This window comes from Nonomuraea sp. NEAU-A123, assembly GCF_018603905.1.
In the GTDB taxonomy this organism is placed as follows: Bacteria; Actinomycetota; Actinomycetes; order Streptosporangiales; family Streptosporangiaceae; genus Nonomuraea.
In genome coordinates, this window is the sequence record NZ_JAHFZZ010000021.1 from 54,274 (window position 1) to 67,275 (window position 13,002).

Annotated in this window: 10 protein-coding genes; 5 read left to right on the plus strand and 5 right to left on the minus strand. The window is 71.3% G+C overall.

Features of this window, described 5'->3' with window-relative positions; translation table 11 throughout:
• Nucleotides 1-2: 2 nt before the first annotated feature.
• On the minus strand, nt 3-1,055 hold the full coding sequence (locus KLK06_RS44515) for a C39 family peptidase (RefSeq protein WP_214641780.1): 1,053 nt from the start codon (nt 1,053-1,055) through the stop codon (nt 3-5).
• 83 nt (nt 1,056-1,138) lie between these two features.
• Between KLK06_RS44515 and KLK06_RS44520 the strand changes: the two genes are divergently transcribed.
• Both KLK06_RS44520 and KLK06_RS44525 read left to right on the plus strand, forming a co-directional pair.
• The gene (locus KLK06_RS44520; RefSeq protein ID WP_214641781.1) at nt 1,139-2,602 is read left to right on the plus strand and encodes an SWIM zinc finger family protein; all 1,464 of its coding nucleotides are present in this window, start codon (nt 1,139-1,141) and stop codon (nt 2,600-2,602) included.
• Complete coding sequence (locus tag KLK06_RS44525) at nt 2,599-5,277, plus strand: DUF6493 family protein (RefSeq protein WP_214641782.1); 2,679 nt, start codon at nt 2,599-2,601, stop codon at nt 5,275-5,277. Before KLK06_RS44520 ends, KLK06_RS44525 begins: the two co-directional genes overlap by 4 nt.
• Before the next feature lie 173 nt (nt 5,278-5,450).
• Here the strand turns inward: KLK06_RS44525 and KLK06_RS44530 are convergent, their stop codons facing one another.
• Entirely contained in the window at nt 5,451-6,560 is a 1,110-nt protein-coding gene (locus tag KLK06_RS44530; RefSeq protein WP_214641783.1) for a DUF5925 domain-containing protein, read from the minus strand.
• Between the two features lie 80 nt (nt 6,561-6,640).
• Nucleotides 6,641-8,197: a serine/threonine-protein kinase gene (locus tag KLK06_RS44535; protein ID WP_214641784.1), complete on the minus strand. Its 1,557-nt coding sequence runs from the start codon at nt 8,195-8,197 to the stop codon at nt 6,641-6,643.
• Nucleotides 8,198-8,288: 91 nt separating this feature from the next.
• Here KLK06_RS44535 and KLK06_RS44540 point away from each other — a divergent pair, with 91 nt between their 5' ends.
• The gene (locus KLK06_RS44540) at nt 8,289-10,154 is read left to right on the plus strand and encodes a TrkA C-terminal domain-containing protein (RefSeq protein ID WP_214641785.1); all 1,866 of its coding nucleotides are present in this window, start codon (nt 8,289-8,291) and stop codon (nt 10,152-10,154) included.
• A gap of 150 nt (nt 10,155-10,304) precedes the next feature.
• Entirely contained in the window at nt 10,305-11,603 is a 1,299-nt protein-coding gene (locus KLK06_RS44545) for a serine hydrolase (RefSeq protein WP_250906982.1), read from the plus strand.
• Between the two features lie 91 nt (nt 11,604-11,694).
• Here KLK06_RS44545 and KLK06_RS44550 read toward each other — a convergent pair whose 3' ends face one another.
• Nucleotides 11,695-12,027 (minus strand): helix-turn-helix domain-containing protein, encoded by a 333-nt coding sequence (locus tag KLK06_RS44550; protein WP_214641786.1) that lies wholly within the window; start codon nt 12,025-12,027, stop codon nt 11,695-11,697.
• Between the two features lie 211 nt (nt 12,028-12,238).
• Here KLK06_RS44550 and KLK06_RS44555 point away from each other — a divergent pair, with 211 nt between their 5' ends.
• Nucleotides 12,239-12,610, plus strand: coding sequence for an STAS domain-containing protein (locus KLK06_RS44555; protein ID WP_214641787.1), 372 nt, complete (start codon nt 12,239-12,241; stop codon nt 12,608-12,610).
• Here KLK06_RS44555 and KLK06_RS44560 read toward each other — a convergent pair.
• Nucleotides 12,607-13,002 (minus strand): nuclear transport factor 2 family protein, encoded by a 396-nt coding sequence (locus tag KLK06_RS44560; protein ID WP_214641788.1) that lies wholly within the window; start codon nt 13,000-13,002, stop codon nt 12,607-12,609. The genes KLK06_RS44555 and KLK06_RS44560 overlap by 4 nt on opposite strands.

Below are 13,002 nucleotides of genomic sequence, written 5' to 3' on the forward strand. Positions count from 1 at the left end.
TGTCACCAATTGCCGAGGGACGGGGGCAAGGAATGCTCGGGCGGGTGGATGACGTACACGATGCCGCCGCTGCCCGAGCTCCTGAGCCAGACGTTCTCGAACGCGGCCCGCGGATAGACCCGGCGCACGTCGGCGTCGCTCGGCGCGGCCGGGTCGTTGACGACGACGTCGCCCTCGGCGGTGAAACCGGTGACGACCAGGATGTGCCCGCCCGAGGAGTAGCCGGACCCCGGCAGCTCGTGCGCCTTGAACGACAGCGACACGACCACCGGGATCCCCGCCCGGACGAACAGATCCAGCTCGGTCGCCGACCGCAGCCTGGTCACGAACCCGGCCAGCCCGAAACGGCCCGCGTAGGCCACGTTGAACGGCCAGTTGCCGGTGCCCTGATAGCTGTGGTCGAAGGTGCCGAGCGCGGCGTGGTCGACCACGGGACTCGGGTCGCCGGCCACCACCCAGACCAGCTCCTCAGGGCCGGGACCGCGGTCCCAGAAGCCGAGGACCATCGCCACCGAGGCGGGGCTGCACCAGTTGACGCCCCCGCCGTCCAACTCCGGATGGTGACCGGCGTGGGTGTGCTGCGAGTGCCGGGGCACCGCCAGCTCGACCGCCTCGGCCCTGCCGGGACGGCTCGGAACGGGCGGACGCTGGGAGAGGGCGGAGGCCATCACGCCCAGGCAGTCCACGCGGGCGCCCGCACCGTGTTGCGTGACCCGCACCCGATAGGCCGTGACCGGCCGCCGCGCCACGAACGTGTCGACGGCCACGTCGCCGTCCTCGTCGCCCTGGCCGGGAAACGAGGTGCGGACCTCGCCGTGCTCGGCCCAGCGGCCCATGACATACCACTTCGACAGCTCGCCCGTCGAGACCCTGACCTGCAGCTCCACCTCGATCCAGGTGCCGGGCGGGGTCAGCGCGGTCCACGAGGGGACGAGCTGGGTGGCGGTGAAGCCGATCCGGTGTTCCGGGCTGGTCCAGGAGGTGAAAGGGGTGGCCGGCATGGCGAAGCGGGCGAAGGCGACGCGGGCCGGGTCCACGGTGAGCACCGAACCCATTGTGGTTTCGCACCCGTTGTCGCGCATCGGATGGTTTACGTACTGCGGTGATCTTGTCGGTGGTGATCTCTAGTCTTCCGGCCATGACTCAAGCAGTGCAGGCGTATTCCTACGCCGGACCCTCCCTGCTCGCCAACGGCAGACTCGGCCTCTCGACCTCCGGTGGGACGGCGTTATCCGGTCCCCAGACCCATCCCAGATTCTTCAGCGGCCTGCTCACCCAGGCGGCGCCGGCCGCCGCGGGCCTGCTGGCCGTGGCCGACGTGGCGCTCACCCGCTACCACCAGCCCCGCCCCGGCTGGACCCGTGACCCGGTGGTGACCTGCGACGGTGACCGGCTCAGGTTCGAGTCGTTCTCCGCCTGCGGCGGCGTCTACGCCCGGCTCGACGTGCTCGCCCTCGACGGCGACGTGCTCGACCGCGGCACCACGAACGTCGACGTCAACGGCCCGCTCCGCGAGGCGCTGGCCAGGGTGGGCGGCAGGGACCCGCTCCACCTGGGCGTCGGGCCCGACGAGATGGCGGTGACCACGCTCGACGGCGCGGTCGTGGAGAAGAAGGTGCCGCTGCCGTCGCGCTGGCTGCGCGGCTTCGCCGAGGTGCAGGTGATCGCGGCCGCCTTCGACCTGCGGGCCGAGCTGCGCGGACCGCAGGCCGTACGCTTCCTGCGCTCGCTGCCGAAGAGGGCGAACGCGACCGTCTGGGCGATCCCCGCGGGCCGTGACCTGAGGGTGGCCACCGCGCCCGCGCCCGGCGGCGTCTGCCTGTCCGGGGCCGGCCGGATCGCCACGCTGATGCCGCTGCTCAGGTTCGCCAAGGCCCTGCGCGTGTACGGCCCGGCGGGGGGCGCCGAGCATCAGGCGAGCGCCTGGGAGCTGGAGCTGCCCGGCATGCGCTACACGCTGGCGATCTCGCCGCAGCCGTGGCGCGGCTTCTCCGGAGAGGGCGCGGTGCTCGCCGACCTGGCCACCGACGAGGCTGCCGGGGACGCCGACGTGGTGGGGATGCTGCTCAACTTCGAGCCCGCCGTGGAGATCGGGCTGCTGGCCGACCGCTCGGGCCTGCCCGCGTCGCGGGTACGCGCCGCGCTGACCCAGCTCGGCACGTCCGGGCGCGTCGGCTACGACCTGCACGAGGCCGCCCACTTCCACCGCGAGCTCCCCTACGACCGGGACCAGGTCGCCGAGCTCAACCCGCGCCTGACCTCCGCCCGCGCGCTGGCCGACTCCGGCGCGGTGCGCCTCGCCAGCGACACGGCCGAAGTCACGACTGACGGCGGCGTGCGGCTGGTCCGCCTCGCCGACGGGTCCTGCACCTGCCCGTGGTGGTTCGACCATGCCGGGTCGCGCGGGCCGTGCAAGCACGTGCTCGCCGCCCGGATCGCCGCCCGTACCCGTGCCGAAGCGGAGTCCGGCGCCTGTGCCGGGGCGGAGTCCGGCGCCTGTGCCGGGGCGGAGTCCGGCGCCCGTGCCGGGGCCGAGCCCGCCGCCCGTGCCGGGGCCGAGTCCGAGTCCGCTGCCCGTGCCCGTGCCGGGGTCGAGGCGTGAGCGCTTGGGAGGCCGTTGAGGAGGCCATCGCCACCTGTGACGCGGGGAAGGTCGCGGAGATCGTACTCGGGCTCGACGACGAGGGAAGGAAGGAGGTGGCCGGACGGCTGCCCGGTCATCTCCCCGCCGTCCGGCGCCGGTTCGGGTTCTCGAACGGAGCCGACTGGTGGGACCTCGACGATGACTGGATCGAGCCGATGCGCGTCGCCGGGGCGGGCACCATCGGCGGCGCGGCCGCCGTCGCCGCCTGGCTCAACCGCCGCGAGTTCGCGGGCCGGCGGGCCGAGCCGGACGCGGTCGAGCCGCTGCTCCGGGTGCTCGCCGCCCGGCCACCGGAATGGCGGGCCGACGTGGCGGTCCGCGTCGCGTCGCGGGTCAGGGGCCCGAGCCGCGAGCAGGGGGCGTGGCTGGCGCTCCTCCTGCTCCGGCGCAGCGGCGCGGTCCCGCCCGCGCACGATCCCCTCGTGGTGGCCTGGGTCGGCGAATCGCCCACCGCGCGGGGCCTGCGCGAGGATCCGCTCCGCGACCACCTGCTGCCGCTGATCTTCGAGGCGGAAGGCGTGGGCAGAGCGCTGCAAGGGGAGCAGGCCGCCCCACTCCAGCCCGGCACCTGGCTGGCGTCGCTGACGGTGCTCCAGAGCGAGGGCACCATCGACCGGGGGCTGCTGATCGACGGCTGCGTCCGCCGCTTCCTGCGCGGCGGCTCGGCCGGTGACCTGCGCTTCTTCGTCCGGCTGCACGAACTCCTCGAACCCACCTACGCCGAGGTCGAGTCACGGGCCCGCGACTACCTGCGGCTGCTGCCCGCCGCGCCGGGCGCGGTCGCCGAGCTGGCGCTGCGGCACCTGCGCCGTCTCGACGCGCTCGATCCCGCCGACGTGTCCGAGGCTCTGCAGGCGCTGCTGTTCAGGCCCGAGCGCAAGCTGGTGTCCGTCGGGCTGACCTGGCTCGACCAGGCCGCCCGCGACGCCGGTGACAATGCCGACGAATACGCCCTGGCCCTGGCGTACGCCTTCGCCTGCGAGTCCCCCGACATCCAGGAGCGGGCCGTACGGCTGGCGCTCAAGCACGGCGCGCGGTTCACGCCCGCGGGCGCCGAGATCATCCGTGACGCGCTCGGACTGCTGCCGCCGGACCTCGGCGAACAGCTCGTGGCGGTGTTCGGCGGTGAGGCGGCGGCCGAGGAGGATGACGACGGCTTCGTGCCCGTGCCGATGCCCGAGTCTCCCGGGTTTTCCGAGGTGGACGCCGACTTCTCGCCGATCGGGGACATCCGGGAGCTGGGCGCCTTCCCCGACCGCGAGGACTGGCGGGGCGCTGAGCGCTGGCTGGCCGGGTTCGTCCGGCTCTGCAACGACCGTGACCGGCTCCGCTCGGTGCTGGCGCGCGGGACGAGCTGGCCGACGCGCCTGGACGTGCAGCCGGAGTGGCGCTACCTCGAGCAGTGGGCCGAGGCGATGGCCAGGCAGATCGTCACACCCGGGATCCGGCTCGGCCCGCCGCCCTCGGCGTTCTCGTCGGTGCCGTCCCCGTCCGTGTCCCCGTCCGCGTCCCCGTCACTGTCGTCGTCGCGGTTGCCGTCGCCCGAGAGGGTGTCGCCGCCGCACCTGTTCCTGCTGCGGCGCTGGGCCGAGGTTCACGCCGCGCTGCGGGCGGGCACGCTGCCGCCGTACCTGCTGGCCACCCCGACGAGCGGCACCGGGCACCTGGATCCCGGTGTGCTGGTCGACAGGCTCGAAGGCTATGAACGTACCGGTGCCAAGGCCATGGACGCGGACCTGTGGCAGGCGCTCCTGCGGCTGCCCCGCTCGATCGCGCCCGAGGTGGTGGCGCGGGCGGGCGGGCTGACGTCCGGGGCGGGCGTCACGGCCGCGCGATGGATGAACGGCGGCCGGCTCTCGCCGATGACCGCCGTCGAGTGGACGCGCGGCGGCTCCACCGCCTACGCCGCGGACCGCGAACCCTCCGGCGGGGAGCATCCCGACCTCGTGCCCAGGATCGGCCTGCCGTCCGGCGAGCCCGGCCTGCTCCGGGACCTGCTCGCCGACCCGGACGCGTCCCGCCGGGAAGGCCGCGACGTCTACATGCTGTGGTGGCCCGCCATCCTGCCGTCGGACCGGGAGGCGGTGGCGCTGCACGCCCTGCCGTTCCTGCTCTACCACTGGAACACGCCCGGGGTGGAGCCCGGCGTGCTGCGGGCGCTGGCTCGGGCCGATGGGCCGGCAGGTGAGGGGGTGGCGCTGCTTCTGGCGTACTTCCTGGTCGAACGCGACTCGCCGCTGGGCAAGGCGCAGCCCAACGAAGGGGTCCGGGTGCTGGTCGGGATGGCCGAGCGGGGTGACCTGCCCGCCGCCGAGGTGGGGCGGCAGCTCGCGCTGCTGCTGCGCAGAGCCTGGTTCAAGCTGGGTGCGGTGGTCGAGTCGCTGGAGAGCGCGGCTCGGCACGGGGCGCACGTGGAGGTGTGGGAGGTGGTCGCCGGGTTCCTGGCCGCATACCTGCCCGGGCCGGGGGAGCGTCCGCAGACCGCCCACACGCAGGCGCTCGGCTTCGCCGTACGGGTGGCGTCATGGGCGGGGGCCCGGGGGGAGCTGCCATGCGTCGCGGAGATCGCGCGGCGCAAGGGGAGCAGCGGCTTCGTGCGTGAAGCGCGCCGCCTGCACGCCCGCCTCAGCTGATCCGCCTGCACACCAGGCTCGGCCGATCCGCCTGCACGCCGGGCCTGGCTGATCCGCCTGCACGTCTGGCTCGGCCGATCTGCTTGCACGCCGGGCTCGGCTGATCTCGAGGTGGGCCAGGCATCGGCCGGTGCGGAGCGCGCCGGCCGGGGCAGGGCGCCTCGGCCGGGCGGTCAGAGGTACAGGCCGGTGGACTCGCCCTCGGTGGCCGGCGGGATGGTGCGGCCCGAGCGGAGTGCGTACAGCTCCGCCAGCGTCGCCCCCGACGGCCCGACGCCCTTCGATGAGCCGAGCCAGCGGACCGCCTCGTCCCTGGTCAGCGCGCCGACCTCGAGCTGGGCCAGGCATCGGCCAGGTCGGACGACGGCGGGGTGCAGCCGGGTCAGGTCCTCGTTCGTGGTGATCGCCACCAGCACGTCACGGCCCTGCCCCAGCAGGCCGTCGGTGAGGTTCAGCAGCCGCGACAGCCCCTGACCCGTCTGTGCCTTGGCGGACGAGCTGATCAGCTCGTCGCAGTCCTCCAGTACGAGCAGCCGCCACCGCTGCTTGTCCTCATCGGTGTCGTAGCCGACCGCCACCTCCATCAGGTAGCCCGGCTCGTTGAACAGGCGCTCCGGATCGAGTACGCAGTCGACCTGGCACCAGTCCTGCCACTGCTTGGCCAGCGACCGCAGCAGCGTGGTCTTGCCGGTGCCCGGCGGGCCGTGCAGCAGGATGAGGCGCCCGCCGATGTCGGCCGGGGTGACCGCCATCAGGCCATCGAGTGAGCTCCGCACCCGGGCGGAGTAGTTGCCGCTGATCTCGTCCCACGGCGAGGCGGTGATTGGCTTCTCGGAGCGGGTGCCGCCGTGCGTGCCGCGCCACCAGAAGCCCATCTCGACGTGGTCGGCGTCGGGCTCCGGCTCCTCGGCGCCGTCGGTGCACTCCTTCAGCACGGACCGGGCCAGCTCGTCGCTGACGGCCGTGACGCTGACGGTCGCGGTGCGGTTGCGGTTCCGGATGATCCGCAAGGTCCAGCCTTCGCCGCAGATCAGGCGCGACTCGGAACCGTCCTGCACCTGCGCGGTACGGACGATCCGGCCTTGCTCGGGACGGAGCGCGGCGTCGGAGCGTACGCGTTCCAGGTTGGCCAGGCGGGACCAGGGCTGCACTCCGGTCGCGAACGGCGACAGCGCCAGAGCGTCGATGACGTCGATGGCGGAATCGGCGTCGTCGATCCAGATGTTCATCGGAAGCTCGGGGGAGTCCGGACTGGGGAACGGCACCTCCTTAATCACAGACATAACACTAATGATCCCGGTTCGCGGCCCGGTCTGTCGACGGGATTTGCGCAATTCCCGAGGTATTGCTGGTGCTCCGGGTGTCAGCTCCGGCTGAGTTCTCCGGTCTCCTCCACCAAGCCGGGGCCCGGTACGTCGCGCCAGAGGTAGGTGAGCTTGTCACCGTCGAGCGTGAGCCAGACCGTGCCGGCGATGCAGTCGATGGTGTCGGGTTGGAGGGTGAAGGTGAGCTTTGTACCGGCCACCTTGGTCAGTGTGATCTTGCCGGTGCAGCTGACGCTGGCGTCCTTCGACTCCCACTGGGCGGTGGATCGCCCGGTCTGCAGCTCGATCGTGTTGTCGGCACCGTCGCTGTCGAGCGGGTTCGTGGAGGTGATGTGGCCGGACCACTTGCCGGCGAACGCGGAGGGGATCTTCAGCGAGCCGCTTTGAGGCTGCTGCTCGGTGCTGGTCGCTTGGCTGGGGGTGGGTGTCGGTTCGGTGGCGGCGCGGGTTGGTTCGGTCGCCTGGTCGGCGGTTTTCTCGGCGGTGGTGCTCGCGCGTGGTGTGTGGCTGGTGGACGTCTGAGCTCCGGTGCCGGTCGGAGTGCGGTTGATCCAGAGGAGGGTGCCTCCCGCCGCGGCCAGGGCGAGCACGGCCGCCAGCGCGCCGATCAGCAGGCCGCGCGAGCGGTTCCGTCTGGAGACGTCGGTGGTGAGCGCCGCGGCTCGCGGTCCCGTACGCTCCCCAGCGCCCGTACCGGGGACGCGGCCCGTATCGGGGGCGCCGGCCGTACCGGGGATGCCGCCCGTACCGGGGGCGCCGCCCGGGGCTCCGGTGGGGAAGCCTTGCGGCGGGGCGGGCGGTGTCGAGGTGGGGTTGACCAGGGAGACCATCAGGTCCCGGGCTGTGGGCCGGTGCGCGGGGTCCTTCGACAGGCACGAGGCCATCAGCCCCCGCAGCCGGGGCGGCAGCTCCGACAGGTCCGGGTTCGCCTGCAGGACCCGGTGCAGCACCGCGGGCACCGTGTCCGCGCCGAACGGACTGCGCCCCGTCGCCGCGAACACCATCGTCGCCGCCCACGCGAACACGTCCGACGCGGGGGCGGCGGGCGAGCCGGCGATCTGCTCGGGCGACAGGTAGGCGGGCGTTCCGATCAGCCCCGACGTCATTGTCGCCGCGCCCTCCGCCCTGGCGATGCCGAAGTCCACCACCCGGGGGCCGTCGGGACCGAGCAGTACGTTGGCCGGCTTGAAGTCCCGGTGCACGACGCCCGCCGCGTGGATGGCCGCGAGGGCCGTGGCGGTGCCCACCACCAGGCGTTCCAGCTCGCCGCCGCGCAAGGGGCCGCGTTCGCGAGCTCGGTCGGCCAGCGACAACCCCTCCACGAATTCGCTAACCACGTAGGGCCGCGGCCCCTCGATCGAGACGTCCAGCACCCGCGCCGTACAGAAGGAGGCGATGCTCTCCAGCGCGTCGAGCTCCCGCGCCAGCCGCGCGCGGGTCTCCTGGTCACCGGTGCTGAGCAGCTTGATCGCGACCGCCTCGCCGTCGCGGGAGTGCGCCAGATAGACGACGCCCTGCCCGCCCTTACCGAGCCGCCCGGCGAGGCGGTACGCACCGAGCGATGCGGGATCGTCCGGGGTCAGGGGGGTCGCCATGGCGGCTACGTTACCGCTCACCATGCATTCGCCTAGATAGGCCGGTACCTTGTCTCCTTGGTCAACTAACACCAACGTGGAGGTATTCGGGGTGGCGAGGGTGACGTTCCGCGAGCGGGCGCGGTACTGGTTCGACAACACCATGTCGAGGGGCACGGTCTCATTGATCGGCTGGCTGGCAGTGGTGTCGTTCGGGCTCATCGCGGTGGTCGCCGGGCTCACACTCTGGCTGGCCCCGGAGGAGCCCGACGGCGTCGGCGGCCCAGGCCAGGTGATGTGGATCGCGCTCATGCACGCGCTCACCCCGAGCAAGCTCGCCAGCGACAAGGGGTCGGTGGCCTATATCGCGGTGATGTTCGCCGGGTCGCTCGGCGGCATCTTCATCGTCAGCATGCTCGTCGGCCTGCTGTCCAACGGCCTCAAGCAGAAGGTCGACCGGCTGCGCAGGGGCCGTTCCCGCATCGTCGAGTCCGGGCACACGGTGGTGCTCGGCTGGTCGGACCAGGTGTTCACGATCGTCGCCGAGCTGGTCAAGGCGCACGCCAGCCAGCCGGGCTCGATCATCGCCGTACTGGCCGAACACGACAAGCTGGCCATGGAGGAGGACATCCGCGACCACATCGGCGACCTGGGCAGGACCCGCCTGGTCTGCCGCACGGGACGGCCCACCGAGTCACGTGACCTCAACCTGATGAACCTGGCCGCCGCCAGGTCCGTGGTCGTGCTCTCCCCCGAGGGCGAGGACCCCGACGCGCACGTCATCAAGATCCTGCTCGCCCTGGCCAAACGCCCGGGAATCCGCCCGCCGGTCGTCGCCGCCATCGCCGCCAGCCGCAACATCGCCGCCGCCCGCCTGGCCGGCGGCAAGGATGTGCACCTGGTCGACTCCGACGACACCGCCGCCCGGCTGATCGTCCAGTCGTCGCGCCAGTCGGGCATGTCCGTCGTCTGCATGGACCTGCTGAACTTCGACGGCGGCGAGATCTACCTGCGCTCCGGAACGGAACTCGCGGGCAGCACGTACGGCGAGGCGCTGCACGCCTACGAGACGGCCACCGTCATCGGGCTGCGCAGACCCACCGGAGTCGTACTGAACCCGCCCATGGACACTGTCATCGAAGCCGGCGACCAGGTCGTCGTCATCGCGCACGACGACTCCGCCATCCGGCTCGCCACCGGCACGCCCGCCCTCGACGAGAGCGCGCTCGCCGTCGCCGACAGCCCCCAGGCCGAACCCGAGCGCACGCTGCTGCTCAACTGGAACGGCCGGGCCGGCCAGATCGTCCACTACCTCGACGCCTACGTCGCTCCCGGCTCCGTCCTGGAGATCGCCGCCGACCACCCCAAGGCCGGGGCCGGCCTGTCGGACCTGGTCAACCTCACCGTGAACATCAAGGAGTGCGACACCACGGACCGGTACGCGCTCGAGTCGCTCGGCGTCGGCCTCTTCCAGCACGTCATCGTCCTGTCGGACGACCGCTACAAGCCGCACCACGCCGACACCCGCACGCTCATGACGCTGCTGCAGCTGCGCGACATGCAGAGCGCGCTGGGCGAGCACTACTCGATCGTCAGCGAGATGCACGACGAGAACAACCGCGCGCTCGCCGAGGTGACCGAGGCCGACGACATCGTGATCAGCGACACGGTGATCGGCCTCCTGCTGGCCCAGCTCGCGGAGAACCGCCACCTGGCGGACGTGTTCGGCTATCTGTTCGACTCGCACGGGTCGGAGATCTATCCGCGTCCCGCCGGGTCCTATGTCGCGTCGGGTACGCGGGTCACGTTCTCGACGGTTATCGAAGCGGCGCGCCGCCGAGGCGAGACCGCCATCGGCTACCGCAACACCTCGGCCATCAACATTCCGCCGCACTACGGCATCGTCCTCAACCCACCGAAGTCCGAGCCCATCGTCCTGAACCGACAGGACGCGGTCATCGTGCTGGCCGAACGCTGAACGGGGGCCGGGAAAGCGGGCGGGTACCGACGCGGACGACCACAACGGCGGGTGGGCGCCCTTGTCATCGGTTTCGCATGATTGGTGTCATGCCGGGTCGATGACAATGCCGACTGACGCTGTCGGCACCCCTGGGTCAGGCTGATGGCTATGATTTCTCGTCATCCCAGACAGCTCGACAAGTTATCCGCGGCGGCGCGCCGCCCGAAGCGGGTCATGGCCGTGGTGACCGCGCTGGTCGTGGCAGGGGTCCTGGCCACGCCCGGCGCAGCTTCGGCGGCGCCTGAGCCAGGGCTTGACCGGCAGGCGCTCCGGCAGTCTCTCGATGCCGTCCACCAGGCCGGGATGTTCGGCATCTACTCCGGCGTACGCGACGGAACCAAGACGTGGCAGGGAGCGGCGGGCGTCGCCGACGTGGTGACCCGCCGGCCGGTGCGGCCCGAGATGGTCCACCGGATCGGCAGCATCACCAAGACCTTCACCTCGGTGGCGATCCTCCAGCAGGTGGCGCGCGGCGCCATCGAGCTGGACGCGCCGGTGAACCGCTACCTGCCCGGCCTGATCCCCGGCGACCGCGGCCAGAAGACCACCGTACGGATGCTGCTCAACCACACCAGCGGCATCGGCGACTTCATCGCGGGTGCGTTCCCCTCGCTGCTGGAGGGCTCGGCCGCCAGCCTGGACGACAACCGGTTCCGTGAGGTCGCCCCGGAAGAGCTGGTCAAGTTCGGTCTGGCCGCGCCGCCGACCGGGGAGCCGGGCACGACGCCCGGATCGTACTCCAACACCAACTACGTGATCGCGGGCCTGCTGCTGGCGAAGGTGACGGGCGTCAGCGCCGAGCAGTACATCACCCGCAACGTGATCCGCAAGGCGGGCCTGCGGAACACCTCCTTCCCCCGCACGCCGCAGATCCCCGGACCGCATTCCAAGGCCTACGAATCCCTGTTCGGCTGGATCGACCCGCCACGCGACTACAGCGTCTACAACATGTCGTGGGCGAGCACCGCGGGCGCGGTCGTGTCCACCATGGACGACCTCAACCGGTTCTACCGGGCGCTGTTGCGCGGCCAACTGATCGGCGACGCCCAGCTCGCCGAGATGCGGAAGACGGTGCCGCTCCAGGTGGCCGGCGCGACGATCGACTACGGCCTCGGGATCTACTCCCTCGACCTGCCCTGCGGACGGTTCTGGGGGCACGACGGCGGCGTGTTCGGCATGGCCACGCAGTCGTTGTCCAGCGCGGACGGCGAGCGGCAGCTGTCCTTCGGGCTCAACTGGACCAAGTACCAGCACCTCGACGACAACGGAAACATCGAACCGAGCCCGATCGACTACGCCCTCGTGGACCATCTGCTGCTGGCGTTGTGCGGCCAGAGCGGCGCGAGGACGTCGCAGGCGTCGCCGCTCGTCCTGTTCCCCACAGCGGAGCTGTCCCTCAAGCGTTGACGGGTACGACCTGCGCGGGCACGGTGCTCCCGGCCGCCGAGCGGAACCTCGCCCGGCGGCCGTGGCGCCACCGCGCTCCCGGAACCGCCGGCTATCGCGGGGGCGGACTGGTGTCGGGATCCAGCGGGTCGTGGCGGGTGACCATGTCGATCAGCAGCCGGATCGGCAGGCCGGCCTCGGTCGGGTAGCGGAAGTGCTCATCAAGGTTGAGGCTGTAGTGGTTGCGTCGCCCGATCCGATCGCGGGTGAGGTAGCCGGCTTGATGCAGGTCGGTCACGATGCCCTGCACGGTGCGTTCGGTGATGCCGATGCCGTCGGCGATGTCACGCATCCGCGCCTGCGGGTCGCGGGCGATCTCCAGCAGCACGCGGGCGTGATGGGTGAGGAATGTCCAGGCGGACGAACGGTCGTCGGATGCGCTCACGGGTCTTCACCTTCTCCGCCCCCGGCGCGGTTGTCAGCGGCGGGGGCCGGACCGAACCCTGTTTCAGGAGATCCTATACGGAAGTGCCTTTCCGGTAACCGCCTTCGGGGATTACAGTTTAGAAGCGAGGAAGGCACCCCGCCTGCACTCCGCAATCCCCGGGAGGACGCCATGACCGCCGTGCTGCTGCCGGCCTGCTGAGCATGCCGCTATGCCCCCCTTGAGCCTGCACAGCCGGCGCCTGATCATCGGCACACTGACAACCGTGACCGGTGAGGTGGACGCCACCAACGCCGCCCGGCTGGAGACCTACCTCGGCCAGCAGATCCGCCCCGGTGAGCCGCTGCTGCTCGACCTGAGCGGGCTCACCTTCCTGGACAGTCTGGGCCTGTACGTGCTGATACGCCTCAACGCGGCACTGCGCGAACAAGGCGGCGCACTCCATCTGGCGGCCGTGCACGACACACCCGCCCGCCTCCTGAAGCTCACGGGCGTGTGGATGACCCTGAACATTCACGCGGGCGTGCGGCAGGCCATCACCAGCATGCAGGGCGAGCGGATCCACCCGCAGGAACCCGCTTAGTCGAGTTTGGACACCTGGTAATGGCTGATCTGATTAAGGCCAGGCGACTCCACGACCAGTACGGACAGGTACAACGGCAGGGTCGGCCGGTTGGTGAAGGAGAAGTCGACGCTCAAGTAGCCCAGGACGAGGTCGTCGGCGAGCCGGCGGGTTTCCAGAATGCGATAGGTGACGGTCATCCCGAGCGGCTGCGAGGCGTAGTAATCGGCGATTCCCTGCCGTCCGACGCTGTACGGGTGCAGACCCTGGAAGATCGCGTTCTCGGTGAAATTGGCGGCGACGCGCTGGGGTTCGTGGGCATCGACCGCGGACTTCCAACGGTCCAGGACATCGCGAAGGGTCGTTTCGTTGTCGGCTTCGCTGTTCGTCGCCTTGTGCGTCGTGCCGCTCAT